At 40.7% G+C, this 25819-nt stretch carries 24 protein-coding genes; 13 read left to right on the forward strand and 11 right to left on the reverse strand.

Annotated features, from left to right (window positions below; translation table 11 throughout):
* Positions 1-214: 214 nt before the first annotated feature.
* On the forward strand, positions 215-1081 hold the full coding sequence (gene fic / locus EGN73_RS19425; RefSeq protein ID WP_219293449.1) for a protein adenylyltransferase Fic: 867 nt from the start codon (positions 215-217) through the stop codon (positions 1079-1081).
* Positions 1082-2223: 1142 nt separating this feature from the next.
* On the opposite strand, the gene EGN73_RS19430 is transcribed toward fic, so the two are convergent.
* Entirely contained in the window at positions 2224-4011 is a 1788-nt protein-coding gene (locus tag EGN73_RS19430; RefSeq protein ID WP_219293452.1) for a glycoside hydrolase family 9 protein, read from the reverse strand.
* Positions 4012-4125: 114 nt separating this feature from the next.
* Here EGN73_RS19430 and EGN73_RS19435 point away from each other — a divergent pair, with 114 nt between their 5' ends.
* Positions 4126-4329: a hypothetical protein gene (locus EGN73_RS19435; protein WP_246611671.1), complete on the forward strand. Its 204-nt coding sequence runs from the start codon at positions 4126-4128 to the stop codon at positions 4327-4329.
* Between the two features lie 105 nt (positions 4330-4434).
* Positions 4435-5925: an FAD/NAD(P)-binding protein gene (locus EGN73_RS19440; RefSeq protein WP_219293454.1), complete on the forward strand. Its 1491-nt coding sequence runs from the start codon at positions 4435-4437 to the stop codon at positions 5923-5925.
* A 517-nt stretch (positions 5926-6442) separates the two neighbouring features.
* On the opposite strand, the gene EGN73_RS19445 is transcribed toward EGN73_RS19440, so the two are convergent.
* Positions 6443-8083: an ABC-F family ATP-binding cassette domain-containing protein gene (locus tag EGN73_RS19445; protein WP_219293456.1), complete on the reverse strand. Its 1641-nt coding sequence runs from the start codon at positions 8081-8083 to the stop codon at positions 6443-6445.
* A gap of 163 nt (positions 8084-8246) precedes the next feature.
* On the opposite strand from EGN73_RS19445, the gene EGN73_RS19450 reads away from it, so the two are divergent.
* On the forward strand, positions 8247-8519 hold the full coding sequence (locus EGN73_RS19450; RefSeq protein WP_219293458.1) for a hypothetical protein: 273 nt from the start codon (positions 8247-8249) through the stop codon (positions 8517-8519).
* A 42-nt stretch (positions 8520-8561) separates the two neighbouring features.
* On the opposite strand, the gene EGN73_RS19455 is transcribed toward EGN73_RS19450, so the two are convergent.
* The 3 genes from EGN73_RS19455 to sucD all read right to left on the reverse strand — a co-directional run bounded on the left by EGN73_RS19455 (position 8562) and on the right by sucD (position 10663).
* On the reverse strand, positions 8562-9131 hold the full coding sequence (locus EGN73_RS19455) for a peptidase associated/transthyretin-like domain-containing protein (RefSeq protein WP_219293460.1): 570 nt from the start codon (positions 9129-9131) through the stop codon (positions 8562-8564).
* Between the two features lie 140 nt (positions 9132-9271).
* The gene (locus tag EGN73_RS19460) at positions 9272-9547 is read right to left on the reverse strand and encodes a DUF2442 domain-containing protein (protein WP_219293461.1); all 276 of its coding nucleotides are present in this window, start codon (positions 9545-9547) and stop codon (positions 9272-9274) included.
* Between the two features lie 234 nt (positions 9548-9781).
* A complete protein-coding gene (sucD, locus tag EGN73_RS19465) occupies positions 9782-10663 on the reverse strand; it encodes a succinate--CoA ligase subunit alpha (RefSeq protein ID WP_219293462.1) in 882 nt (293 codons plus the stop codon).
* Positions 10664-10940: 277 nt separating this feature from the next.
* Between sucD and EGN73_RS22770 the strand changes: the two genes are divergently transcribed.
* The 5 genes from EGN73_RS22770 to EGN73_RS19490 all read left to right on the forward strand — a co-directional run bounded on the left by EGN73_RS22770 (position 10941) and on the right by EGN73_RS19490 (position 17780).
* Positions 10941-14222 carry a sensor histidine kinase gene (locus tag EGN73_RS22770; protein WP_219293463.1) on the forward strand — a complete coding sequence of 1094 codons (3282 nt, stop codon included), beginning with the start codon at positions 10941-10943 and terminating at the stop codon, positions 14220-14222.
* A gap of 52 nt (positions 14223-14274) precedes the next feature.
* Positions 14275-15453: a hybrid sensor histidine kinase/response regulator gene (locus tag EGN73_RS19475; RefSeq protein WP_219293464.1), complete on the forward strand. Its 1179-nt coding sequence runs from the start codon at positions 14275-14277 to the stop codon at positions 15451-15453.
* Positions 15454-15455: 2 nt separating this feature from the next.
* Entirely contained in the window at positions 15456-16088 is a 633-nt protein-coding gene (locus EGN73_RS19480; RefSeq protein ID WP_219293465.1) for an ABC transporter ATP-binding protein, read from the forward strand.
* Positions 16085-17311 carry an ABC transporter permease gene (locus EGN73_RS19485; protein WP_219293466.1) on the forward strand — a complete coding sequence of 409 codons (1227 nt, stop codon included), beginning with the start codon at positions 16085-16087 and terminating at the stop codon, positions 17309-17311. Before EGN73_RS19480 ends, EGN73_RS19485 begins: the two co-directional genes overlap by 4 nt.
* Positions 17312-17387: 76 nt before the next feature.
* Entirely contained in the window at positions 17388-17780 is a 393-nt protein-coding gene (locus EGN73_RS19490) for a hypothetical protein (RefSeq protein ID WP_425515043.1), read from the forward strand.
* A 12-nt stretch (positions 17781-17792) separates the two neighbouring features.
* On the opposite strand, the gene EGN73_RS19495 is transcribed toward EGN73_RS19490, so the two are convergent.
* Positions 17793-18617 carry an aminotransferase class IV gene (locus EGN73_RS19495; protein WP_219293469.1) on the reverse strand — a complete coding sequence of 275 codons (825 nt, stop codon included), beginning with the start codon at positions 18615-18617 and terminating at the stop codon, positions 17793-17795.
* A gap of 226 nt (positions 18618-18843) precedes the next feature.
* On the opposite strand from EGN73_RS19495, the gene EGN73_RS19500 reads away from it, so the two are divergent.
* Positions 18844-19278, forward strand: a complete 435-nt coding sequence (locus tag EGN73_RS19500; RefSeq protein ID WP_219293471.1) for a hypothetical protein — start codon at positions 18844-18846, stop codon at positions 19276-19278.
* Positions 19279-19401: 123 nt separating this feature from the next.
* Here EGN73_RS19500 and EGN73_RS19505 read toward each other — a convergent pair whose 3' ends face one another.
* From EGN73_RS19505 to EGN73_RS19515, 3 genes are all read right to left on the reverse strand, one after another.
* Positions 19402-19851: a c-type cytochrome gene (locus tag EGN73_RS19505; RefSeq protein WP_219293473.1), complete on the reverse strand. Its 450-nt coding sequence runs from the start codon at positions 19849-19851 to the stop codon at positions 19402-19404.
* The gene (locus EGN73_RS19510; RefSeq protein WP_219293475.1) at positions 19844-20512 is read right to left on the reverse strand and encodes an SCO family protein; all 669 of its coding nucleotides are present in this window, start codon (positions 20510-20512) and stop codon (positions 19844-19846) included. The genes EGN73_RS19505 and EGN73_RS19510 overlap by 8 nt, the downstream gene beginning before the upstream one ends.
* 75 nt (positions 20513-20587) lie before the next feature.
* Positions 20588-21133: a CopD family protein gene (locus EGN73_RS19515; protein ID WP_219293477.1), complete on the reverse strand. Its 546-nt coding sequence runs from the start codon at positions 21131-21133 to the stop codon at positions 20588-20590.
* Between the two features lie 48 nt (positions 21134-21181).
* On the opposite strand from EGN73_RS19515, the gene EGN73_RS19520 reads away from it, so the two are divergent.
* From EGN73_RS19520 to EGN73_RS19530, 3 genes are read left to right on the forward strand one after another with little or no spacing between them, the layout of a single operon-like run.
* On the forward strand, positions 21182-21586 hold the full coding sequence (locus EGN73_RS19520) for a hypothetical protein (RefSeq protein ID WP_219293479.1): 405 nt from the start codon (positions 21182-21184) through the stop codon (positions 21584-21586).
* A gap of 33 nt (positions 21587-21619) precedes the next feature.
* Entirely contained in the window at positions 21620-22618 is a 999-nt protein-coding gene (gene meaB / locus EGN73_RS19525; RefSeq protein ID WP_219293481.1) for a methylmalonyl Co-A mutase-associated GTPase MeaB, read from the forward strand.
* Entirely contained in the window at positions 22619-23377 is a 759-nt protein-coding gene (locus EGN73_RS19530) for a PdaC/SigV domain-containing protein (protein WP_219293483.1), read from the forward strand.
* Here EGN73_RS19530 and dnaA read toward each other — a convergent pair.
* Positions 23371-24792: a chromosomal replication initiator protein DnaA gene (dnaA, locus tag EGN73_RS19535; RefSeq protein WP_219293485.1), complete on the reverse strand. Its 1422-nt coding sequence runs from the start codon at positions 24790-24792 to the stop codon at positions 23371-23373. The two genes, EGN73_RS19530 and dnaA, sit on opposite strands and share 7 nt — an antisense overlap.
* A 115-nt stretch (positions 24793-24907) precedes the next feature.
* Positions 24908-25819, reverse strand: a complete 912-nt coding sequence (locus EGN73_RS19540) for a bifunctional metallophosphatase/5'-nucleotidase (protein WP_219293487.1) — start codon at positions 25817-25819, stop codon at positions 24908-24910.

A 25819-nucleotide genomic window follows, 5' to 3' on the forward strand; every position in this document is an offset into this window, starting at 1 on the left:
ATTTCAGAAATGTGAATGATTAAAAATCCCCCGGGGGGTTAAACCATGAATAGCCTGTGTTGCAACACAGGCATTTGAATCAAAATAAGATATTAATGCCTGTGGTGGTTTCAAGTTCAAAAAGTAAAAAATGACTTAGTTTCAGGTTCTAGGATAATTAGATCTTCATGTATATGAAGTAAATTGGACAAATCGAATATATTAGCCAATAGCCATGAAACTATCCATCCGTTTTTTTGATGACCGTGAGGTACGCGCCGTTTGGGACGATGAAAGTTCCAAATGGTGGTTTAGTGTTTTGGATATTGTTGGAGTGTTGAATGAAGAGCCAGATTACAAAAAAGTCCGAAACTATTGGAAGTACCTGAAAGCTAAGCTGAAAAAGGAAAACCATCAGTTGGTTAGTGGCACTACCCAACTGAAATTAAGAGCTGCAGACGGCAAAAGCTATAAAACGGATATGTTGGATAGTGATGGAGTAATTGAACTATGCAAAAGTTTCCCCAATAATAAGGCAAATAAGTTTTTAGACTGGTTTCTTTACAGCGATACCAGCATTGATGGGCAAAGTAAAAAGAAAGCCTACACCCTCTTTGACAGCAATCTCATAAACGCAATTGAAGTAGGCACTACCAAAGGATTAAAACAGATCCATGCCTATCTATTTGGAGGTTTGTATGACTTTGCCGGTCAAATCAGAGAAAAAAGTATTTCAAAAGGAGGGTTTAGGTTTGTATATGCCCAACACTTAAAGAGCACCTTGCAAAAAATAGATGACATGCCTCAAAGCACATTGGAGGAGATTATTTTGAAGTATACGGAAATGAATAAAGCACATCCTTTTTTGGAAGGTAATGGCCGAAGTACAAGGATATGGCTGGATTTGATGCTTAAAAAAGAATTGAAAAAATGTGTAGACTGGAGTAAAATTAGTAAGGATAATTACATGAATGCAATGATCATCAGTACGGTTGACAGCAGTGTACTTATGCAACTGATAGAAATTGCGCTCACTTCAAAGATCAATGACAGGGAAATGTTTATGAAAGGCATTGATTACTCCTATTATTATGAGGAGTGAATAGGAGAGGGGTTTTATTTCTCACGCGGATAGTTCACGCAGAGTTTTAAGAGGGGTAAAACTTGTCCTATTTTTTTTCGGTAGGATCGCGGAGTTTTTTTCTCGCAAGGACGCAAAGAAGCAAAGGAATTAGAAAATTTGAATGCCTGATTCTATACGATTGAACAGAAAATCAATAAAGGTCTTAAACCGGAGGTAAAAAGATGACGTCATGCTGGGATATTGAAATTTTGCATTTACAGAAAGGCAATGACAGTTGGTGTACTTCAATGGTAACCGGAGCTTGCGGAGATGAAGGATCTCCTCTCTTTAAAAGTAGGAGATTCTTCACTACGTTCAGAATGACGATCCCTCCATATCTGTCATTGGTAGGAGAGGGGTTTTATTTCTCACGCGGATAGTTCACGCAGAGTTTTAAGAGGGGTAAAACTTGTCCTAATTTTTTTCGGTAGGATCGCGGAGTTTTTTTCTCGCAAGGACGCCAAGAAGCAAAGGAATTAGAAAATTTGAATGCCTGATTCTATACGATTGAACAGAAAATCAATAAAGGTCTTAAACCGGCGGTAAAAAGATGACGTCATGCTGGGATATTGAAATTTTGCATTTACAGAAAGGGAATGACAGTTGGTGTACGTCATCCTGAATCGGAGCTTGCGGAGATGAAGGATCTCCTTCCTTTAAGAGTGGGAGATTCTTCACTGCGTTCAGAATGACGGTCCCTTTAATCTGTCAATGGTAGTGAGGAACGAACGAAGAATCTCCTGCACTCAAGTCAAAGAGACCCCCCGAAAAAATCGGGGCAGGCTTTCGTTTCACTCAGGGTGACATGCCGCCCCCAATGTATGTCAATGGTCCGAACGAAGAATCTCCTAACTTTTTTATCAAGAGATCCTTCGCATCACTCAGGGTGACGACCCCTCCACATCTGTCAATGGTAGTGAGAAATAAACGAAGGATCTCCTGAACCTTAAATCGGGAGACACTTTTCCAAGATAAAAACTGGGAAATTAATGATAAATAGCTATTTCTCGCGGCACTCGCTGCGTCCTCGTTGCGTTCGACGCGTGAAACCAAATCTTTGAATAAGGGAGAGTTTGATTTCTCGCAAGGATGCTAAGAAGCAAAGAGAATATTGAACCAAATCACCTTTTTCCACTGAAGTGGGTCATCATCAGAATGGCACCGGCAGTGCCATCCATGGTGGGTTCATTGGTGCTGTAATCCCCCACATCATCGTGATACACCACTCTCTCGTTTTGTACTCTTTCAAATTTATCAGTATTGTGGAGTGTCAGGCCAATGAGGTTGTTATAAATGTACCTGGAAATAGGACCGTCTACCAAGCCTCCAGGAACTTCCATACCGAGCAGGACATAAGTGCTGGTATGTACCTCTACGGGATATTCTCCACCTTCCGGAATCCCGGTAAACATGGAGGTTCCCCAAGGATTCCTGCCAAACAGCCAATCCCTTTGTGCAGTCAAAAAGGGCTCAAAACTCTTGTCTCCACTCATTTTTTCATATAAAATCACCTGTGTGACCAAAGAGGTCAGTAGGTTGTTGCTGCACCAGATAAATGGAATGCCTATTTGGAAAGGATTACGCTCTGCTCTGGCCAAAGTGTATTTGATTCCGTCCAGGTAATATCCTTCTAAAATCTTTTTAAAATCCTCGTCTGCCACTTCGTGAAGGGAATAATGTCCCATGTTGATAAAAGGGTATAGCTGATAGTGTGCAGCGGAATCACGTACCGTCCAGCTGTCTTCGGTATTGCTCATTAGGGCATAGTGTTTGGCCTGATCCAGATACTTGGCTTCCCCTGTCAGTTTGTATAGCTCCGCAGCAGCCCACTCCATATCATCTGCCCAAGTTTCTTCATTGTACCGGTAAGGGGCGGAGTAGGAGTTTCCTTGTTGGTACCCTTCTTTTTCTCTGCCTAGGGCATAAAGCGACAAGGCAGCTTTCTTGCATTTTTCCGCAAAAACCGGGTCGTTCAGATCCTCCTCCCAAATCTTGGCGGCCAATGCCATGGCAGCTGCACTTCTTCCGGCCAGATTGGCTATTCCTGTAGCTTCGCTTTGGTATTGCATCAAGCCTTGAGGTCTGCCGGTAGCAAAATAGCCCACACGGTAGGAATTTTCTCCCCATCCATAGTCTGAGTTGTCCTTGTTGGGGATCTTAAATCCACGGTGATCCCTATCATCCGCGACCTGGTGAAAAAGCTGATCAGGAGCAGGATGCATTTTGTGTATCCAGTCCAGTCCCCATTTGGCTTCATCCAGAATATCAGGGATCCCGTTGGGCATTGCCTGTCCCAAAGCATTTACTTTGTCCTCAAAGCGGTCAGGGTACATTTTATAGGCCATCAACATGTGGGCTGTGGCATAGCTTGACGTTATGAGGTATTTCAATTGGTCTCCTGCATCATGCCAACCGCCACTCAGGTCCACAAAGGTGCTGTCCGGCATAGGACCAAAAAATGTCCTCCCATCCTTCTGATGGCAGACCATGTCCAAGGTGGGGTTATACCCACAGCGCTGCTGTCTCATAAATTCGAGCAAGGTTTCCTGATGGTTGGAAAAGGCATTCTTGCCAATTTTGAATACAGGAGACTTGGTTTTTGACCTTTTGCTCTGGAGAAAATATTCCCCTTCTTCCCGTATTTCACTGAAATCTACCTCCCAATATTGAAAACCGCCCCAATTTTCCTTTTCCATTCTTTTAGGCTTGATTTCTTTGATGAGCTTATCTGAACGGGATTGAATCAATTGAATAGTTTCAGGTTTGGTATTGTGGCTGAATAGTACTGCAATTTTGCTGTCTTCGGGAAGGTATCCAAGCTGATTGATTCGGATATAAAGTTCCTCGTCTTTTTCCGCTTGGCTTGTCAGAAAGAAGTTCAAAAGGAGGATGATTTTCAGAATGGTCATAGTGATAGGTTTTGGGATTGACTGATCTGGAATGAAAATACTGATTTATGGTAAAAAATAAGTTTTTTTATCCCATAAGCGGTACTAAATTACTTTGGCTAAAATATAAAAGAAATGATACTACTCAACAGCACCCTCTTTTTCTTATTTTATGCATGCGCTGTCTTTGCTCAAAACCTATCTTCTAAAAAATCCCAGCCGCTTTCGGAAGGTACTCCTCAATCTGTTGGCATATCTGCCGAAAGATTGAATAAACTCGACGCCATGGTGGAGGAGGCTATTAGAAATGATGAAACAGACAAGGGATTCCCCTGCTGAAGACAGTGCTTGGAAATTCAGGCAGATGGTATTCTCATTAATAGATTAAGCTTGACCTTTTCCAAAGTTTGGAACTTTGGAAAAGGTGTTTTTAAAAACTACAACATGGTGAAAAAGAAAATAGCAATTATTGGTGGAGGGGCTTGTGGTGTAGCTGCTTTTGTGGACTTGGTGGTCAGGATATGTGAGGAAAGTATTCAGGATAAAACTGAGCTTGTATGGTTTGAAAAGAAGAAAGAACTGGGCTACGGCTTGGCTTTTGGTACTGATCAGAAGGGGCATATACTCAATACGGAAACAGATTTGATGGGTATTTTTTTCCATGAGCCGGGTCATTTTTCTGAATGGATAAAAGAACGTTATCCAAAACTTTATGAGCAAGATGAGAAGGTCTTTACTCCGAGAAAAGTTTATGGGGAATATCTTTCAGACATGGCTTCACTTTTTATCAAAAAAGCAAAGAAAGAAAAACTTTCAGTAAGTAGAATTGAGGAAGAAGTATGCGATTTGGATTACACCGATGGGATTTATGAATTGTCCTATGGTGAGGGTAAAAAGCTTTGTGCAGATTATGTGATTTTGGCTTTGGGAACTCCGTCTCCCAATACTTATGAGGAGTTGATGCCCTATAATAAATATTACCACAGTCCTTGGCTGGGTGACCCTATAGTAGAAAAAAGTAAAGATGCGGGATCGATAGGAATAATGGGTACCAGCTTAAGCGGGATTGACTCGGTGATGACCTTGATGGACAACGGATTTGATGGGAAGATTTATATGTTTTCTCCTGATGGTCTGCTTCCCAAAGTGCAGCCTTATGAAACCAAGCCTTTTAACCGGAAGTGTTTAACCCTGCCCAATGTACATGAGTATAGACGAAATGCACTAAAAAAACCATCACTAAAGCAGCTTTACTGGCTTTTTATAAAAGATGTGAAATTGGACTGCCCGGATATGGATTGGGAGATTGAGAGGAGGTTTGGGTATGATGCTTTGACCTTGCTGGAAAAAGACTTGGAATGGGCTGAAAAAGGAGGGGATCCGCTGCTGCGAATGGCCTATGCCCTAAGACATGATGCATCTACCCTTTGGTCTTGGCTTTCCGAAGAGGATAAGCTGCATTTTCATCAATGGTTGGGGATTCACTGGGGGATTAACAGACATGCTATGCCAATTCAGAATGCTGAAAAACTTCAAAAACTGCTCAAGTCAGGAAAGTTGAAGGTGGTGTCTTGTGTGAGCAAAGCCAAAGCAGTGAGAGATGGAGAGGCTTTTGAACTGAAATCAGATGCAGGGCAGAAATTTGAGGTGGATCTTTTGATCAATGCCACTGGAAGTCCTTCAGGACTTGAGCAGATGGATCTGAAATTGGTAAATGGAATGCTTCAGAAAAAGATGCTTCTTCCTTATAAGGCAGGAGGAGCGGTGATCAGCAGCAAAACCATGCAGTCTGTGGCCCCTCATGCCGGATCTGACTTATATGTGACAGGGCACCTGGCCAATGGTATGTTGATGGACGTCAATGCAGTTTGGTTCAATGTGCAGATGATTTCCAAAATGACTGAAGAGATTGTCTGTAGAATGCTGGGGAGTTAAAGATAGAAAAAGGTGATTTTTCTACAGGTTTACAAAAGAAAAAAATAACCGCAGATCACACAAATGAACACAGATAAAGCTTCGCTTTTATGCCTTTTGCCAGTACCTCAAATTTATTTTTTTAAGTCCAAGCTATATTCAGAAAAGTAGCCCTAAAATCCAATTTCTATATGGCCGAAGGCATATTTCTATTTATCCTGAATATCTTGGTTATAGTAACCTTTGGTGCTGATTCGATACAAGGATTTATAACCACAGATCTCACAGATGAACACAGATAAAGCTTCGCTTTTATGCCTTTCGCTCGGCACTTCAATTTTTTTTTAAAGACCCTGGCTTCATCTAAAAAAGAAGCGCTGAAACCCAATTGCTATATCGCCGCAGGCATATTTCTATTTATCCCGAATCGCTTTGCTCTCGGGATTTCCGCTTCGCTTCAATTTCGCGCAGCATATATCCACCAATATCGCCACAGGCTAATATCTTTTAATATCGCGCAGCATATATCATTTAGAGATTATTTAGAACTTCTTTCCACCTCCCTCAAATTCTCCAGCTTCTTATTTCTCAGGAATCCATTGATGTCTTCAAAGTGTTCTTTGACCCGCTTATTGCCAAATTCAAACACCTTGTCCGTCAGGCCGTCCAAGAAATCCCTATCATGGGAAACGAGTATCAAAGTGCCGTCAAAAGCTTTTAAGGCATCTTTGATAATGTCCTTGGTCCGCATGTCCAGGTGATTGGTAGGCTCATCGAGAATCAAGAGGTTGACCGGTTCCAACAGAAGCTTAATCATGGCCAGTCTGGTTTTTTCTCCTCCTGAAAGAACTTTGACCTTTTTGTTGATGTCATCTCCTTTAAACATAAAGGCACCCAGGAGGTCTTTGATTTTGGAACGGATTTCTCCTACAGCGATCTGATCAATGGTCTCGAAGATGCTCAGACTTTCATCCAAAAGAGAAGCCTGGTTTTGGGCAAAATACCCAATCAATGCATTGTGGCCCAATTCGCATTTTCCTTCAAAGTCGATCTCCCCCATGATGGCTTTGATCATGGTGGATTTACCTTCACCGTTTTTACCTACGAAAGCGACTTTTTGTCCCTGTGCGATTGTCATGCTGGCATTTTTGAAGACCACATGGTCACCGTAAGATTTGGTAAGGTCCTCTACGATGACCGGATATTTACCGGACCTTGGAGAAGGAGGGAAGCGCAGGCGAAGTGCTGAGGTGTCCACCTCATCTACTTCTACAATCTCCAGCTTTTCCAGCATTTTCACCCGGGATTGGACCTGTAGGGTTTTGGAATAGGTGCCTTTGAACCTTTCGATAAACTGTGTGGTCTCGGCTATGAATTTCTGTTGCTCGTCGTATTGCTTTTGTTGTTGCTCGCGCCTTTCTTTTCTCAGCTCAAGGTAATGGGAATATTTGGCCTTGTAGTCATAGATACGTCCCATGGTTACTTCTATGGTCCGGTTGGTGATGTTGTCTACAAAAGCACGGTCGTGGGAAATGACCACCACGGCTTTGGCTTTTTCAGTCAAAAATTCCTCCAGCCATTGGATGGATTCTATGTCAAGGTGGTTGGTCGGTTCATCCAAAAGGATCAGGTCGGGCTTTTGTAAAAGTATTTTGGCAAGCTCAATCCTCATCCTCCAGCCACCGGAGAATTCTGAAGTAGGCCTTTTAAAATCATTCCTTTCAAATCCCAGACCCAACAGGACCTTCTCTACTTCTTCTTCGTAATTCACTTCTTCTATGGAATAGAATTTTTCGGAAAGCTCGGAAACCCTTTCAATGATTTTGTAGTATTCCTCAGATTCGTAGTCCGTCCTTACAGTAAGTTCTTCGTTGAGCGTATCTATTTCTGTTTTCAGGTCCAAGTAGGAAGCAAAGGCCTTGGCTGTCTCGTCAAAAACAGAGCAGTCGTCTGCCGTAAGCAGGTGCTGGGGAAGGTAGGCAATGATGGCATCCTTTGGAGCGGAGACCCCTCCTTTGGAAGGCTTGGTTGCTCCGGCGATGATTTTGAGCATGGTGGATTTTCCTGCGCCATTTTTTCCCATCAGAGCAATTTTATCATTGGGATTGATGGAAAAAGATACATCGCTGAACAAAGCATGCCCACCGTGAATTACTGCAATATTGTCAATTGAAATCATTAGAATTGGAATTGAAGCGGCAAAGGTAAGGAATTGAAAATTTAAAAATTTAAAGATTGTGAAATTAGTAAGGCATGGAATGTTTTGAATTGCCTATTTACTCATTAAGGCCTCTTCGGAACGGTGTTTGCAACTTAATATCCATCAACAACATGATACAATTATGAATAACAGAGAAAAACTAGAGAAAATGGATAGGGCACTGAGGCTTTTGGAAGATTTGAAAAACAGTCAGCAGGCGATGGTTGAGAAAGCTTCTCAGCTACAGTTGGATGCCATGGAGTTTAATTTTTCCGAAATGGAAAAAAACATGGGGGAGTTGTTCAGCCGCTACAATCAATCTCTGGATTTTGTCAACCAGGAAATCGAACGCTTCGAGATCAAAAGAAATCAATTCGAACAAAAACACGGATTGGATAAAATGGATGAGGAGTAATTCATTGAATTTCAAATTTTTAACAACTTTATTGACCGTTTTTTAATCCTGAATTAATAGAGCACCATCTACCTGTATAGATGGTGCTCCTTTTATTTCTTCCCATTTGTCATGACTGGAATTTTTCATAAGTGTTTTTCCAAATGGATAGGAGGTGCTAATAGTGAGTATCCCTGAGTTAACTTGGTTTTCATAGGAAACCCACTCCAGTCCAATCAGGTATTTTCCATTGACTATGATCTCGTATGGGGTCAAATCGACTTCTAAAATACTGCCCATTTCTTGGGTCAACTCATGAAGTATCTCCCCATTTTGGGGAAGTAGATCATAGGTTTCATTTTCTAATAATTGATAGAGATTTATGCGGAAAAGTGATTTTTCAAATTTGGAGATTTTCAATAAATGATCTGAGTTTTCCGGACCCATCTCCAACCTGAATCTTCCCACCTGATCAGATACAGTGCCTTTGCTGAGATTTACCCAGCCCACATTGCAAAATCCCAATGGCTCTCCGGTATCAGCATCAATCACCTGGCCAAGAATTGTATTGGTTTGTGCTTTGGATATTAAAGAACTGCACAGCAAGAATATCAGAATAGGAAAATACTTCATGGACTAATTTTTTTTGAAAAATACGTTTTTGGGTTCTAAGTTGTGAGTTAAAAAACTTTAAGTAATTCGGATTTCTCTTTTAAAACCGAAAGTTTCAGGAATTAAAACTTTAATCCCATAGATCCAATTCATACTTGTATCTATGCAATGCTTTTGTCTTTTGCTTCAATACCTAATTCAAACAAAAAATCAGGACAAAGATCTATGCCATTGTCCCACACCAATGATTGGAACTCTGGATCGATTTTTACTTTTAGAAAATTCTTGGGTTCTTTTAAATCGGCAAATTTAGATTTTGGATTTTCCCCCCATTCTATTAGTTTTTTTTGAAGATCGACATTTCTAATTTCACCGGACTCAAATTTCAAAGTCAATTTGAAAGGTTCAATGTGAATAATATCTATAATAGCATGCATCTTGAATATAATTATTGAAGTGGATCAATTTTTCGTAACTCTGGAAAGTCTGTTTGGGCAGTTTCCCATCAATTCTTGTCTGTTTAATTCAAATCAGTCTAACTATTTGACAAGATCACAATAAAAAAACCGGCAAGAACATATTCTTGACGGTTTTTTTATTTATTAACTATTAACTATTAACTATTAACTATTAACTATTAACTATTAACTATTAACTATTCTCTCTCTCTCTCAAGCCTCAACGCCCAAAACCTTCGCCATAACAGCGCCGATTTCAGCAGGTGATTCAGCTACGTGAATACCATTTTCAGCCATGATGCGCATTTTGGCAGCAGCAGTATCATCTGCTCCACCGATGATGGCACCGGCATGTCCCATTCTACGTCCCGGAGGTGCTGTCTGTCCTGCGATAAAGCCTACCACTGGTTTTTTATTCCCGTTTTCCCTGATCCATTTGGCAGCTTCTGCCTCATAGTTTCCGCCGATTTCACCGATCATAACGATTGCGTCAGTTTCCGGATCTTCCATCAACAACTGAACGGCGTCTTTGGTAGAAGAACCAATGATTGGATCACCGCCAATACCGATAGCTGTAGATACACCCAAACCTGCTTTTGCGATCTGGTCAGCTGCTTCATAAGTCAAAGTTCCTGATTTGGATACAATACCCACTCTGCCTTGCTTGAATACAAAACCTGGCATAATGCCTACTTTGGCTTCTCCCGGAGTGATGACTCCCGGACAATTTGGACCGATCAAGGTAGCGCCCCTTTCCTTGATGTAAGGCTTTGCCTTCATCATGTCAGCCACCGGAATACCCTCAGTGATAGCTATGATAACTTTTATACCTGCATCTGCGGCTTCCATGATAGCATCTGCTGCAAAGGCCGGCGGAACAAAAATAATGGAAGTATTAGCTCCTGTTTTTTCAACAGCCTCTTCCACAGAATTGAAGACTGGTTTTTCCAAATGGGTAGAACCACCTTTGCCGGGAGTAACCCCGCCAACGACATTGGTTCCGTATTCTATCATCTGCTGCGCATGGAATGAACCTTCAGATCCGGTGAAGCCCTGCACAATTACTTTTGAATCCTTATTTACTAAAACACTCATGTTTTGATTTTTAAAGTTTCGACAAAAATAAAAGATTAAGCCCGTTGACAAAAAGAAAAGGGAAACAATATCCAATTAATTTACAGTGTGCCTATCTTTTTATAATTTAGACGGTATTCATACCTACCATGAAAAAAACATTTATTTACCTTATTTTCTGTATTCTGATTTTTCAGCCTGTCAAGGCACAAGTCTTTCAGTTTAACAGAATCATCAAAGGACTCGATCTGCCTTCGGATAATGTATTTGAAATTATTCAAGACAATGAGGGGAAGATGTGGTTCAATACTTCCTTGGGTGTTTTTTCTCAGATGGCTTTTTCACTTATCCACTTCCTGACAGCATCAATGCTCAGCTCGAATCCAGAGTAGGCCTGCTAAAAGATGGAGAGGGGAGGATATGGATATACAACCATACCGGTTCGCTCAAAGCTTTTTATTGGGATTATTATCAATGGAGGGAATACCAATTCCCCCAGGAGATAATGGAAAATGTCAACCTGAGCCAAATAAAGATTCTCATTGAAGGTAAGGGTGAAAATGCTGTCATGGTATTTCAGTCATCAGGTTTTCTAGCGGTAAAAATGCAAAGAGAATGGGATTTTGCATCATTTCAGTACAATCAAGTTGGTTATCTTCAATCTATCTTTGAGAATGATGGAGCTCCCATTTTATTATTTCAACATCACGCTTATCGATGGGGGCAAGCAGGATTGGAGAGGTTTGAACTGCAAGGACTTGAATTGCCATCACCTGTTTCTCACATAAAATTTGATGAAAAAAGACAAAGCTATTTTTTCCTAGGTCCGGATTTTCTGGCTTCAGGTAAACAGCTAAATATGCCTGAAATCATTCACCATACCGGTTTTACCAGAAATACCTACAGCCTTACGGATTATAGTGGGCTTCAAATAGTTAATGGAATAGTTTTTTTTCATTACAACTCTCATTTGTACAAACTGGATTTGGATAAAGAAAGCATTATGGAAATTGATGCTTTTGAAGAATTGAAATCTTACAATATATATTATGCCTACATCGATAGGGAAGACATTATCTGGTTAGGTTCTCATAGAGGTGTATTGAACATCAAATCCCTGAGATTTCAAAATTTCAAATTCAATCCTTTGCTGGATGATGAGGTGACGGCTTTGATGGAGTTGGAGCCTGGGAAGTTTCTTTTGGGCTTTAATAATGGCCTACAGCTATTTTCCAAAACAGGAGTAAAGACTGTTGTAGAGGATCAAAGGCTAAGAGGTCAGCCTAGAAATAGGGTAACTAATTTTTCTAAAGACAAAAATGGTATTGTATGGTTTTCTTCCAATCTGGAAGGATTAGGCCGGTTTGATCCTAAAACACAACAAGTGACTTATTCTCCCAGCCCTTTGGAAAAATTTGTCACAGCGGTGTATGCCTTGGGCGACTCGCTTTATGTAGTGAGTAGGGACAGAGTTTATCTTTCAAATATCAGAAACATTGGAAAAATGCATTATGATAATGATATCACTGAGATGTTTTTGAAAAGACTAGGTCAGGAGGAAGCGTTTTTTAGAAAAGTAGGCTTTTTGAAAGATGGGAGGATAGTATTTATGCAAGGAGGAAGCAATCTGTTCAAGGACGGCTTGTATGAGGATGAAGAAATGGTGACAGTTGTAGGCTTTGATTTTTTGGATTTAGGGAATTCGGTACTTTTTGGCACCGAACAGGGATTGAAGATATGGGAAGACGGTAAGTTTTCCTTTTGGGAATTAAATGGTCAGCAGATCAGAAGGCCCATCTATGCGCTTTTGAAAGATAGTAGAGGGAATGTCTGGATAGGTACAGATAAAGGGGTCTACAAATATGATGGAGTCACATTAAGGAATTTTGACGAAAAAAGCGGACTCTCTGGATCTGAAATTAATAGGGGGGCTTTCAAGGAAGCGATGGATGGAAGAATATACATCGGTACTCAGAGAGGGCTTTCCGTTTATTACCCAGAAGAGGATATTACCTGGAACTTTAAGCCATTTGTAAAAATGGGGAAAATAAGTCTGGTAAGCGATCCTGAGGAGGATTTCAATCCATCCAAAATTCCTTTTAATAAGAACTCTGTCAGGGTTGATTTTGATGCTGTGTCGTTTTTGCAGGTAGCAGATCTGGTGGTTTCTTACAAGTTGGACGGATATCATGAAGATTGGGTAGAATCAGTCAATCCAAGAAACAATTATCTTTACTTCAATAATCTTCCGGCCGGTGAATACCAACTGCAATTGAGGGCAGGACTGAGAGGTCTTGATGTATCTGATGCTGTCAGCTCAGTGAAATTTACCATATTACAGCCTATCTATATGCAAGCTTGGTTCATTATTTTGGTTTTGTTTGTGTTTTTGGGTATAGGATTTTTATTGAGTACACTTCTAAGTCAATTCAAAAAGCAGGGAGCCTTAAAGAAAAAGATCGATGAAAAGACAGAAGCTGCTAAAATCACTGAAGACCAGTTTAGAAACGTATGGAACAGTTCCCAAGATGGCTTGGTGATATCCGTAGAAGGAGGAAAGATACTTTTTGCAAATCCTGCGATGGCCCGCTTGGCAGGAATCGATGTCAATAGGATTTCAGAACCGAATATTACAGATCTTTTCTCCGACCCTGATTATTATTTTGATCAGCGGGGAAAAATGCTTGAAATGCTAAGCCAATCAAATGGGCAGGTGGTAAAATCCGAAATGAAAATGCCGTTTAAATCAGGACTCAAAGATGTGGAATTTTATATCACTTTCCTAAGCTCTAATATAGGAGGTAAAAAAGTATTGCTGAGCGTATTTCGTGATATCACTGCTACCAAAAGATATGAAGAAAGTCTGGAACTTGCCAAAGAAAAGGCCGAAGAATCCAATAGGGTAAAGACCAGCTTTCTGGCCAATATCAGTCACGAAATCCGCACCCCGTTAAATGGGATTCTGGGTACAGCAGAGAATATCATGATGGAAAGACAGGATGATGAACCTCTTGTCAACCAGCTTGAAATCATCCGTGAATCCGGAGAAAGGCTCTTGGAGACCATCAACAGTATTCTGGATCTATCAAAGATAGAAGCGAATAAAATGGAGGTCTTGTACACAGAAACCAATCTGAATGACTTCTTAAGCAAGATTTTGGTTCCTTTGAAGTCATTGGCTTTGAAAAAAGGGCTTGTGCTCAGGTCAAAGTTTGAAACACAGCCTTTTTATGGTGCCATAGATCAGAGATATTTTGAAATGATAGTTAACAATCTCGTGGGCAATGCCATCAAGTATTCTGAAAAAGGAATGGTACAGGTTTTTCTCCAGGAAAAAGGCGGAATGCTCGAATTTAAGGTTGAAGATCAAGGAATAGGTATAAGTGAAGAATTTCTTTCCAAAATTTATAGGCCTTTTGAGCAGGAAAGTAGGGGGTATGGCAGGGCTTATGAAGGTTCGGGCTTGGGGTTGGTCATTACAAAAAACCTGATTTCACTTATGAAAGGAGAAATCAAGGTTGAAAGTGAGAAAGGCGTAGGAACCTGTGTGACAGTTTTGCTACCTCTACACCCAAATTGATTTTTGGTATTGAAATTATCTAGTATTTTGCAGACTCTTATAAGCAGCTTATATGTTTCCATTAAGGATTTTGATCACGGAAGATGACCATGTCTCCGCGCTTTTGCTCAAAAAAGCCCTAGAAAAAAACAATCACCACATCATAGGTATCTCGGATTCCGGGGAAAGGGCATTGGAAATTCTTGAAGAAAGTCCGGCTGACATAGTCATGATGGACATCAACCTGGCAGGAGAGCTTGACGGTATACGTACTACTGAAATTATCAATGAGAAATATGACATACCTGTCGTTTACCTCAGCGCCAGCACGGATGCTGAAACCCTCTCCAAGGTAGTAGGGACAAATCCGTCAGCCTATGTCATCAAGCCCTTCAATATCCGCGAACTCAATATGGTGATTGAGCTGGCAATCTTTAAGGACAGAAAGGAAAAGGAGCTTCAGAAGCTCAATAATGAACTGGAAGAAAAAGTCAAACAGAGAACTGCAGACCTTGCGGAAGCCAATAAAGAACTTACCCGCGCTTTGGAGAAAGAAAGAGAGATAGGTGAATTGAAATCGCGGATTGTCCTAAACGTGTCTCATGGGTTTAAGACACCTCTTACATCCATTCTCAGTTCGGCCCAGCTGCTTCAGAAATACGCCGAAAGGGATCACCCTTTCAAAGCTAAAATTATGAAGCATGCCGACAAAATAGAAAACTCTGTAAGGAGCTTAAACAGCCTTCTTACTTCTGTGTTGTTCTTTGGGAAGGCTGATGCCAACAAAATTGATTATAAGCCACATAAAATGTTTTTGATGGCAATGTTCAATGAAGTGGTGGATGTAGTACGTGCTGGAAGTGAAAATGATGTAAAGATCAATTTCAAACAAGGTAAGCTTCCTAAGACCATAGTGTCAGATCACGACCTTTTGTACCAGATTTTCGAAAACCTGCTGTCCAATGCCGTGAAATATTCCAAAGATGGCCAGGAAGTAGATTTTGAAGTCTATGAGGAAGAGGGAATTTTGAAAGGAGTGATAAGGGATAGGGGGATTGGAATCCCTGAAAAGGAACATGACCAGCTATTTGACCGTTTCTTTAGAGCAAAAAACGTAGGAATCATAGAGGGTTCCGGTTTAGGATTGTCCATTGTAAAAAAATGTATAGACGTATTGAAAGGTGATATCACCTTTGATAGCCGACAAGGTAAAGGAACAACTTTCTACGTCTCCATACCCATTACCAAATAACTATGCTTGAAGCAAAAAATCTGGAATTTTATTATCAAGAAAACCAAAAGTTCAATATACCTGACATCCTGTTAAAGCCTGGAGAGCAATTACTCATTATAGGGGCTTCAGGCAGTGGGAAGACTACTATTTTGAATATGCTAGGGGGGCTATTGAAGCCACTTAAGGGAGAGATTAACATAGATGGCACTTCCCTCTATTCACTTTCCGGTGCCAAGTTAGATAAATTCAGAGGTAAAAACATCGGGATCATTTTCCAAAAACCTCACATACTAGCTCCGTTGACAGTGGAGGAAAACCTAAAGCTTGCGAATTTTTTCTCAGGAAAAAACAGTGATAAAATCGATGGGATACTCAAAGAGCTGGGAATCTTCGAGAAGAAAAAATCCCGTGTCAATACCCTTTCAGAAGGGGAAGCGCAAAGGGTTTCCATTGCAAGGGCTTTGGCCAACAGTCCGAAACTTATTCTGGCAGATGAGCCAACAGCAAGTCTAGACGATGCCAATGCCGCAACGGTGGTAAAGTTACTGAAAGAACAAGCCGAAAAGTTCAATGCTGCTTTGGTCATTGTCACGCATGACCAAAGGGTGAAAGATCATATTTCCAACCAAATCACGATGGGAGGTGTAGCATGAACATGTTGAAACTAAGCTGGAAATATTTGATATCAAAACCATTGAATACTGGTTTGAATATCCTCTTACTTGCCCTGGGTTTGGCAATCATTACGGTTCTGATTTTGATTCAAGATCAGTTTGAAAACAAAATGACCAAAGATGCCCAAGGAATTGATCTTGTAGTGGGGGCAAAAGGCAGCCCACTCCAGTTGATCCTATCCAGTGTGTACCATATTGATTTTCCGACCGGCAATATTGAAATGGATGATGCCGCTCCTTTGCTTCGCAACAGGCTGATCAAAAATGTAATTCCTCTGGGATTGGGGGATAACTATCAAGGGTACAGGATAGTAGGGACCAATTACGACTACCTGGATCTATATGAAGCAGGACTTCAGGAAGGGCAAAGATGGGAAAAACCGTTTGAGGTAGTGCTCGGCCATGAAGTGGCCACAAAACTGGATTTGAAGGTCGGAGACAATTTTGTAGGTTCCCACGGAATAGGAAGCAGTAGTCATGAGCATGACGAGCACCCTTACACCATTACTGGGATTTTGGAACCCATGAACAATGTGCTGGATAAGCTTGTCCTTACCAGCATTGAATCGGTATGGTACACCCATGACGAAGACCATGATCATTCCAAGTTTGAAGCAAAAGTAGCGACAACAGGCTTCCCGGACCCTGGGGATGAAGATAGAGAGCTGACTTCTCTTTTGGTGCAGTATAGAAATCCAATGGCTGCAGTACAGCTGCCAAGGATGATCAATAGCCGAACAAACCTTCAAGCAGCCTCTCCTTCTTTTGAAATTTCCAGACTGTTTGAGTTGTTGGGCATAGGGGTAAAGCTGATACAGGGTTTGGCCTTTGTCATCATCGTGATAGCCGGTTTGAGTATTTTCATTGCACTGTTCAATTCCCTAAAAGAAAGGAAATATGATTTGGCAGTGATGAGAACCTTAGGTGCTTCCAGTGGGCAGTTGTTTTTCCATATTGTCTTGGAGGGAGTAATTCTTACCTTCCTTGGAGCCGTAGTAGGAATGGGAATGGGGCACCTTTTCCTAAGTATTATCGTTAGCCTCAATGAACAAGGGGCTGTCAGCAGTCTTAGTGCATCTGTATTTCTGGTAGAAGAATTGTATATACTGGCATATGCGATAATAGTAGGTATTCTTGCCTCTCTTATCCCCGCTTGGAACGCTTATCAAACAGATATTGCCAAGCAGCTCACAAAATCTTAATTTCGAACCCAAATTAGAAATGATTAAAAATATGATGATTAAAAGAACCTTTCTTTCCCTGATATTCATATTGGCAATGGGGCTGGCGTATGGCCAATCTTCCCAAAGTGTGTGGAGAGACCTGTCAGAGGTTACCTACAAGATAGGTCAGGATGAATTCGGGGAATTGTACATACCTGTATTTGGAGATAAAATCAAAAGTCTGGAAGGAAAAACAGTGGAGGCAGATGGATATATCATACCATTTGAAGGTATGTTTAAGCCTGAACACATTATCCTTTCTTCATTGCCCTTGGCGGAATGTTTCTTTTGTGGATCAGGAGGGCCAGAGACCGTGATGGAAGTAATGATGAAAAATCCTATCAAGTATACTTCTAAGAGGGTGAAGGTAAGGGGGACGCTTACACTTAATGACTCAGATCCCGAAAAGCTCATGTATATTCTGAAAAATGCAGAATTGCTAAACTGAAAAAAAAAGCTCTCAATTTTGAGAGCTTTTTTGTTCCATTTTTGCAAAGGAATCTATAAGTTGCAATGTCTTTGTTCCTACTTTTCCCGATCCTATTTTCCGGTCCCCCAGTTTTGTTACAGGAAGAATTTTTTTGGTAGTAGAGGTGATGAACGCCTCCTCAGCATGGATTAGTTCCTCAAAGCTTACGGGCCTTATTTTCACTTCCGGTGCAAGCTCTATTACCCTCTTCCGAGTAATGCCATGAAGGATATGTTGATCAGGGGTAGCGATTTCTCCGTCTTTTATGATGAAAATATTCGATCGGGAGCTCTCAGAAACCTGTCCATTGAGGTGGTATAAGACATCTTCGGCTCCTTCTTTTTTCCAGATATTACTGTGCCATACAGGGAAGGCATAATTGGTTGTCTTGATATCAGCAATATACCTGACATGCTCTATAGGGAGAAGTTTGATCCCTTTTTCGTATTTCTCTGTAGATGGAAAGTCAAGCGCTTCGTTGAATATGAACAGGCTTCCATTTGTAGGAGAAAAGTGGTTGTCCGATACCCCTCCCGTCAAAAGCATCCTGATTCCTCCATCCGACAGGTCATTTTTATCAATCAGTTCCCTGATAATTGCTTCCAATTCTAATTTTGAAAATTTTAGGCTGAGATGTGTCTTTTCAGCAGAGCGGATGAATCTGTCCAAATAATCACTCAAAAACAGAGGTGTATAATTGGAAGTCCTGAAAAAATCAAAAATTCCATAGCCTCTGATAAGGCCAATATCCATTGGATGCAGATGAGCTGATTGAGATGTTACGATTTGGTCTTGGGCAAAACAAAATTCTTTCATAGTAGGATGAGTTGTGGTTTAAAATTAACCAAACCAATAAATCTTTGTGTTAATGCAGTAAAGAAATATTTTTAGATAATAGGAATCGATAAATAATTTGTAAATTGGGATTATTAAATAATTATTACAATTAAAAAATGGATTATATTTAGCCCATAATTGTATTTATAAATAATTACTGTTTTTATAAAATAAGTGCTACCTTGCAGTGCCAAACAACGTAAATATGAAAAACATTTTTATCAGTATAAGCTGTTTTATTTGTTTTACATTAATACTTTCTTCCTGTCGAAGCCAAGAAACTTCCAATGAAGAGCTCCGTGACGAAGTGATTGCTATACATGATGAGGTAATGCCCAAAATGGGGGATCTGAAGTCATTGCGAAAGGAGATTTTGAAAATCTCAGAGGCCCTTCAAGAAGAAGATACTGTGGCTAACTCCGAAAAGATCAGAGAGTTGAGTCAGCTTGCCGATAGGATGGATCAGGCTTTTGATGGAATGTTTGTCTGGATGAGACAGTACAAGCCCTCATCAGAAGAGATGTCAGATGAAGAATACAGGAATTACCTTCTTGACCAAAAAGATAAGGTCAAAAAGGTAAATGAGGATATCAAAGAAAGTATGGCCGAGGCAAGAAATGTTTTAGGAAAAAAAGATTAATTTGATTTTGCTTTTCTTTGCGTATAGCTTCAATTCTTAGGGTTGTATGTCATGTCGAATTAATTTCTTTTGGTAATGGTGAAAATTTTCGTGGATACATAAATTTTTATCTTTTTATCTAAGTTATTGACTCTCCTGTAAATACTCCCCTACAGTATTGGCGTCAATCAGCCCTTCTTTATTTCCCCAAATATTGTATATGTAGGTCATGATCTGGGCGATCTCCATATTGGTCAATCTTGGATTCGAAGGCATCACCTGGTCATAAACCACACCATTGACTACTATTTCACCTTTTTGTCCATGTTTGATTATCCGGGCAGTCCTTCCTATATCTTCTTTCATATAATCTGAAGGGTTTAAGGGAGGAATAAGCTTTCCCAAACCTGTTCCGTCTTTTTGATGACAGTTGGCGCAATAGCTGTCGTACAAGACCTTTCCTTCTATGGCATATTGTAGGACTTTTGTATCCTTGATGGACGCAAGAGAGTTTTCATCTTTTTTTGATGGTTGGCATGCACAAAGGATACAAAAGGCGAAGAAGAATATAAGCCAAAAAGAATTTTTACCCATCTGAAGGAAGCAATTTAGGGATGTCGCGCATTAGTTTATTGACCTGATCCTCTTTGGTGCCATCATAAACGCCTCGGATCCTCCCTTTTTGGTCGACCAGTACAAAAGCTCCTGAATGTAATATGCCTCCTGGTTCTGACTGATCGGACATGGCAGTAGTAAGGTAACTGGTTTGGCCTATTTCGAAGATTTTCTCCTGATCTCCCGTTAGGAAATGCCAGGTTTTATCATCCTCTACACCGATTCTGTAAGCATAATCTTTAAGTAATTCTTCCGTATCATGTTCCGGATCAAGGGTATGGCTGAGAATCATGAAATTGTCATTGTCCCCAAATTTTTCATACACCCTAAGCATCTGTGTTTTCATGATTGGGCAGATTGTAGGGCAGGTAGTAAAAAAGAAGTCTGCAACATACACTTTACCATCAGTGGTATAATTGCTTATTTCCCGACCTTCCTGATTGGTGAATTTGAAATCTGCGATCTTGTGGTAGATGGTGTCCTTTACCACTTTACCTTCCATTTCAAACTCATTGATATGGGAGTGTCCCAAAATAGGCAAAGCTTTGTTTTGGTCTTCTTCTTTTTCTTTGTTTCCGGAATCGCAGCTGCTGAAAGCCAACACGATAAGGAATATTCCTAAAATTTTTTCCAGTTTCATATCGAGATATTTTTATTTAAGGAGTTTCTTCTTTTCCCCAACAGATTTTAATGCTTGGCAAATTGTTCCATAGAATTAAATTTCACCCTTATTTTGCCTTACTTTTTTGTACCATTTAATTCCTGCCATCATCAAAGCGCTCAGGACTACTAACCCTACAATGCCCCAAACTACACTGATCAGGCTTTTAAGTACTATCAGGAAAACAATAGCAAACAGCAAAATAGTTGCAACTTCATTCCAGATTCTTAACTGGGTGGAGGTCCAATTTGTGATGCCTTGCTGTAGGTCTTTGTAGATTTTGTGACAAATGAAGTGATAAATGTAAAGGAACAGCACAAATCCCAACTTGGCATGCATAAAACCCAACTGCATAAAACCCCACCTGTAATACAATACCCAAAACCCAAAGATCAAGGTCAGGATAGCGGAAGGCCAGGTAATGATCAGCCAAAGGCGACTCGCCATCAGATTGAGTTGAGGTGCTAGGATTTTCTGCTCTTCAGGAGGTCTTTGATAAGCTTCAGTCTGGTAAATAAATAACCTGACTATATAAAACAAGCCTGCAAACCAAGTGATTACAAAAATGATATGCAGGGCTTTGATGTATTCGAAGGCCATTGTTGAATTTTTCCCCTAAATTAAAGCTTTAAATCGAATGGCAGGGAAATGAAAGGTAAGAAACTCATTTATTTTATCGGAGTATTGGTGGTCGGATTGATGATCTATATCGTGGCGGACACCATGTTTCAGCCAGGAGTAGGGGATCTTGAGACGGATTTTGAGGAAATTGGCTTTTACAGAAATGAAAACAACACCGGGCCCGTAATCAGAATTTATACTGTATTCAGCCCCGATACCTTATGGCAGGAAATGAGACAATATGGAGATTTTATGCCCCACACCAAGTATGGGAAAACTACTGTGTATTTCTTTTCAGACAAAGCAGGTACACCCTCTGACCCAATACCTGAAGAGCCTAATTTTGACCGGGCTTTTCGGCAGTTTTGCATAGGGAAATATGAAAAGACGGCTATGGGTGAGGTACGGTTTACCCAATTCCCTTTCCAATAATTGTTATATTTAAACTTCCTTAAAAAATCTCAATTGAAACGGAACAGACTTTCAGTAGATCAATACGTGTCAGGTATTTTGTCAGGAGACAGGATGGTTCTCAGCAGAGCTATTACCTTGGTGGAGAGTACACTTGAGTCCGATCAGATGCTTGCAGATAAAGTGATGGAAAAGGTAATACCCTATTCCGGAAATAGCATTAGAATAGGAATTACTGGCGTTCCAGGGGTGGGAAAAAGTACTTTTATAGAGGCATTTGGTATCAGAGTGATCGAAGATGGGCATAAGTTGGCTGTCTTGGCTGTGGACCCCAGTAGTCAAAATTCAGGTGGAAGTATTTTGGGAGATAAGACCAGAATGGAAAAGTTATCGGCGGATAAGAGGGCCTATATACGCCCCAGCCCTGCCGGCACTACACTGGGGGGCGTAAGCGCTAAGACCAGGGAGGCAATGATTTTGTGCGAAGCCGCAGGTTTCGATGTAATATTCATTGAGACAGTGGGAGTGGGTCAGTCGGAAATTTCCGTCAGGGGAATGGTTGATTTCTTTCTACTCTTGATGCTTGCAGGTGCAGGTGATGAACTACAGGGGATAAAAAAAGGAATCATAGAAATGTGTGATGCCTTGGTCATCAATAAGGCCGATGGAGAAAATGTGGAAGCTTCCAAAAAAGCCAAAAGAGAATATGCCAATGCCCTGCATTTGTTTCCTTTGAAGGAAAATGGGTGGACGCCCAAAGTGAAGATGAGTTCGGCATTAAGTGGAGAAGGGCTGCAAGACATTTGGGAGATGATCGGCACCTTTATTGAACAGGTGAAAAGCAAAGGGTATTTTGAAAGCAACCGTGCCTCGCAAAGGGTCAACTGGCTTCATGAACATATTTCCTTTATGCTGACAAGCAGATTTTACCAGGATAAGGATATAAAGGCAGTTTTAAATGCTTCTTTGGAAGATGTCAGAAAAGGAAAGCTTTCTTCCATCACCTTAGGGAGAACTCTGGTGGAAAGATTTATCCGAAAAAATGAAGATTAAATGTACCGAATAGCTCTACTTTGTGTTTTAGTATTGTATTCCTGCCAGTCCAGGGAACAGTTTTCCAGATTGGCTTTTGAGCATAAGGACCTTGAAAAGAAAGTGTGTTCCGGTGAAGACTGTGCAACAGTACTTCTGCATTATCCATTTTTCACAGACGGGACCAATACGGCTGAAATTCTCAATGAACATGTAGAACAACAGTTGGTGATGATGTTGGGCTATGGAGAGTTGAATACTGAAGAGTCACTTTCTCAGTCCATTCAGCGGTTTTTGGATGATTTTTTGGAATTTTCTGAAGAATTTTCTTTTTCGCAAAGCTGGGAAGTAGATGTAAATGCCGAGCTGACTTTTCAAAACAAAGAGGCTATTTCCATCAGGTTCGATGCTTACAACTATTCAGGTGGGGCTCATCCCAACTCTTTTCGCCAATACCTTAATTTTGACAAACCCAAGGCAAAATTGATCAAAAATGAAGATTTGCTAAAGGATTATGAAAGTATGTATAGGTTGGGAGAGGAGAAATTCAGGTCTTACCATGAGGTGGAAGAATCGAGCAGCCTTGAGGAAGACGGACGGTTTTTTCTCAATGATACAAGTGGGTTTTTTCTTCCGGTCAGTATGGGAGCAGAGGGTGATGAGTTTGTACTTTATTATAATCCTTATGAAATTGGTCCCTATGTGTTGGGAGCCACCCCTCTTAGATTTTCCTTAAAAGACCTTGATGGTATAGTAAATGAAGTGTTTTTAGATCAATAAGACCTCATTTTGAATTTTTTCTTCAGATCATTTACCGAATTTCTAAAAGTCGTGTCGGTTTCTATCAGGTCATTGACAGTCTGTACGGCATGTATAACGGTGCTGTGATCCCTACCCCCAAAATGATACCCTATGGACTTAAGTGAGTGATTGGTAAATTCCTTGGAGAAATACATGGCTACTTGACGGGCAGTCACGATCTCTTTTTTTCTGGTTTTCGCTTTGAGGTCATCGATTTTGATATCAAAGTACTCTGAAACAGTCTTTTGGATGTAATCAATACCAACTTCTGTTTCAATGTCTTTGACAATATTTTTCATGATTGTTTTTGCCAAAGTAAGGTCAATCTCGACCCTATTTAGGGAAGCGTGAGCGATCAGAGAAATCATGACCCCTTCCAGTTCACGGACATTTGTGTCTACGGTATACGCTAGATATTCTATTACATCATCAGGAATATAGATTCCTTCCGATTGCATTTTTCTTCTGATGATGGCCACCCGGGTTTCGAAGTCGGGCATTTGAAGATCTGCTGTCAGACCCCATTTAAATCTAGATAATAATCTCTCTTCCAAGCCTTTGAGGTCCTTAGGGGGGCAGTCAGAGGTCATGATGATCTGTTTCTTGCTTTGGTGGAGGTGGTTGAAAATATGGAAAAACATTTCCTGGGTCCTGTCTTTACCAGCCAAAAACTGTATATCATCTATAATCAAGACATCTACCTGCATGTAAAAATTGGTAAAACTCTTTACGTTACCATCCTTGATGGAATCCATAAATTGGTTTACAAATTTTTCAGAGGAAACATATAGTACAAACTTTTCTTCAGGGCTGTTTTTGATTTCGTTGCCTATGGCCTGCACCAAGTGGGTCTTTCCAAGTCCTACTCCTCCATATACCATAAGGGGATTAAAAGAAGTGATACCGGGCTTAGTAGCCACAGCAAACCCTGCTGACCGGGCCAGTCTGTTACAGTCCCCTTCTATATAAGTACTGAAAGTGTAGTTTGGGTTAAGATTGGACTGAAGCAGCATATCACTGTTGAGCGACTGCATTTCAAATGGGCTCTTATGATCCGTTTTTTCAGGTACTTTTTTGTTTGGAGAAGATGAGTTGCTTTGAGGATAAGAAACCACATAAGGCTGGTTTTGGGAATTGCCCCTGTCTACCACGACTGCATATTCAAGTCTTCCATTGGGCCCTAAGATTGACTTGATTGCCAGCTTCAGAACCTGTACATAGTTGTCTTCCAGCCATTCGTAGAAAAACTGACTGGGAACCTGAATGGTCAGGCTGCTGCCCTCCAATCTAACAGGGTTGATAGGCTTAAACCAGGTAGAATAGCTTTGTTCGTTGACGTGTTGCTCGATAACACGTAAACATTCACTCCAAACTGCAGTAGCCTCTGAACTCATTAATACGCTAAAATAACTGTGCTGAAAAGAATTAAAACCCCAACCCTGCGAAATACGGGGGCATCAAATTTGGGGAAAATATATTTAAATAAAAAATCAAAATCAGGTTGACTTTTTAAGAAATTGGCAAACTATTGCTTGAGGCTAATTTCATTCTATTGTCTTGGGAAAACACAAAATCTACTTTTCCTAAACGTAAGGCCCCTGTTCCCACTTGGTGAACAAGTGTTTTGTGCCCTTGAGGGTTACTTACCAAGGCAGGCTCATCTAGGAAGGTATGGGTATGACCTCCTATGATCAGGTCAATTCCGCTTACTGCCGAAGCCAGCTTCAGGTCATCTATTTGTTCTCCTTTATAAGAATATCCCAGATGTGAAAGACATATGATCAGCTCACATTTTTTGGACCGAAGTTCTGAAACCATTTCATTGGCGATGGCTACCGGGTCCAAATAGACCGTGTTTCCATAATTTTTCTTGGCGACCAATCCTTCCAAAGCAATTCCAAGTCCAAATACTCCGATTTTTACTCCGTCTTTTTTGAAGATTTTATATGGAAGGGTTTTATTCCGAAGTATGGTGTCCGAAAAATCATAATTGGATATGATATGTGGAAAGGATGCATTTGGCAGCTGCTCCAGTATTCCTTCCAGTCCATTGTCAAATTCATGATTGCCAATAGTGGAGGCATCAAAACCCATTTGGCTCATCAGTTTAAACTCCAGCTCACCCCCATAGAAGTTGAAATATGGGGTGCCTTGAAAGACATCTCCGGCATCAAGAAGTAAAAGATGCTCTTCTTCCTTTCTGATATTGGTTATTACTGAAGCCAACTTGGTCATTCCTCCCTGATTGGCGTTTCTTCCTCCGTCATTCGGAAAAGGATCAATCCGCGAATGCATGTCATTGGTGTGGAGGATCGTGATTCTTTTTTCAGAAGGTAGGGGAGAGGCTTGGAGAAAATTCCCCGAATAAGCCAGTCCAACACCCGTAATCAATGATTTATATAGAAAGTCCCTTCTTTTCAT

The sequence above is a fragment of the Arthrospiribacter ruber genome (genome assembly GCF_019343195.1).
Lineage (GTDB): Bacteria > Bacteroidota > Bacteroidia > Cytophagales > Cyclobacteriaceae > Arthrospiribacter > Arthrospiribacter ruber.